At 69.5% G+C, this 1,800-nt stretch carries 1 protein-coding gene and 1 pseudogene; both read right to left on the reverse strand.

Translation table 11 applies throughout. The features are described 5' to 3' along the window. Positions 1-980: CoA-binding protein (locus tag VIR09_RS13575; protein WP_332013337.1), on the reverse strand; the 980-nt coding region annotated here is incomplete at its 3' end. Positions 981-1,020: 40 nt separating this feature from the next. Next, a pseudogene (locus VIR09_RS13580) lies at positions 1,021-1,800 on the reverse strand (MmgE/PrpD family protein); the annotation flags it as partial.

Consider the following 1,800-nt stretch of genomic DNA (forward strand, 5'->3'; position numbering starts at 1 on the left):
GCGCCGCCGCCGGTCGTCGTGATCACCGCGACCCGCGCCGGCTGGTCCGGGGCGCGCCGCGAACTTTCCGCGCGGGAATAGCGCGACGCCAGCGGCGCCAGCTCGAACAGCGTCTCCAGGTTGCGTACCCGCATGACGCCATAGGCTTTGAGGAACGCATCCACCGCGACGTCATTGCCCGCCATGGCGCCGGTGTGCGACTGCGCCAACGCATCGCCCTGTTCGGAGCGTCCCAGTTTGTAGGCGATCACGGGCTTGCCCGCGGCTCGCGCCCGGCTCAGCGCCCGGCCCAGGGTGGCGGCATCGCGCAAGGTCTCCAGGAACAGCAGGATGGCCTTGGTCTGCGGATCGTCCACCAGCGCATCGACCACTTCGCCCACCGTGATGTCGCTCTCGTTGCCGACGGAGACGGACTTGGCAAAGCCGAAGCCGCGCGCCGCCGCGCGGGACAGCAGCGATCCCATCATCGAGCCGCTTTGCGACACCATGCTGAGATCGCCCGCCAGCAGGGTATCCGCCTCGAATGCCGCGTTGACCGAGAGGATGCCGCCGGTATGCAGGTTGGCGGATCCGATGCTGTTGGGCCCCAGCAGGCGCAAACCCAGCGCGCGGGCTTGCGCTACCAGTGCGGCCTGGCGCGCCTGGCCTTCGGCGCCGGTCTCGCCGAAACCGTCGGAATAGACGGTAACGACCCGGGCGCCGGCCTGGGCGCATGGCTCCAGCACGGCCGCGACCTCGCTGCCCGGAATCATGACGAACACGTGGTCGACCGGCCCGGGCAGGCCCGCCAGGGACGGATAGGCTTTTTCGCCCAGGATTTCCGCACGCCCCGCGTTGATGGGATAGACCGCGCCGGCATAGCCGTGCTTGCGCATGAATCGCAGCGGCCGGGCGGTATTCTTGCGCGCGTCGCCGGAAGCGCCGACCAGGGCGATGGAACGAGGCGACAGTAGCGCTTCTGCAAAAGAGATGTCTGACATGGATGAGGCTGGTGTCATGGATGGACGGAGTGGAAAGGCGTCAGGGCCGGGGCATGTCGGCGGCCAGCCGCAGCGCGCGGACCGGCATGCCGTCCAGGCGCCAGACAGCATCGCGCAGCGCCAGGGCGCGCTCGCGGCCGAGCACCGGGCCGGAAAGTTCCTCGAACTTGTCATTCAGTTCGGCGTCGGAGAGCGGCGCTTCGGGATCGCCCTTGCGGTAGGGAGCATGGTGTTCCAGGGTCTGGCCGCCGGTGGTGGTGATGGAGACGCGGGCGGCCCGCATGCGCGGAAAGCCGGCAGTCAGCTCGGCATCGGCGCGCAGTTCCAGCTTTTGCATCAGCTGGCGCACTTGCGGGTCCTGCAGGCGCTGCGGCTCGAAGGCGTCCAGGCGTACCGAGCCGTGAACCAGGGCATGCGCCACCACATAAGGCAGGCTGAACTTGGCCTCGAAGGCCGTGGCGGGCGCGAAGTTGCCGGTTACGTCCAGGGCCGTCTGGTAGGCGTCCACGCGCAAGGATGCGATGTCGTCCGCGCGCACGCCGCGGGCCCGCAGCGCCAGCGCGCCGTCGATCGCCGCAAAGGTGTGGCCGCAGCAACCGTGGTTTTTCTGGGTGATCCGGAGGATGTTGTAGCGCTGACCCAGGCCGTCGATCGCCAGGTTCCAGTCGGGGTCTTGCGCCAGCGCGGCGCCGAAGCCGACCTCGCCTTCCAGGATGTCCGGCACGCCGGTGATGCCGTGGGCGGCCCCCTGCCCCGCCCGCACGCCGACGGCTGCCGCGTGTCCCGCATGCAGCGCCTTGCTCATGGCGTCGGAGCGGAA

Source organism: Achromobacter sp., assembly GCF_036567245.1.
Taxonomy (GTDB): domain Bacteria; phylum Pseudomonadota; class Gammaproteobacteria; order Burkholderiales; family Burkholderiaceae_B; genus Achromobacter.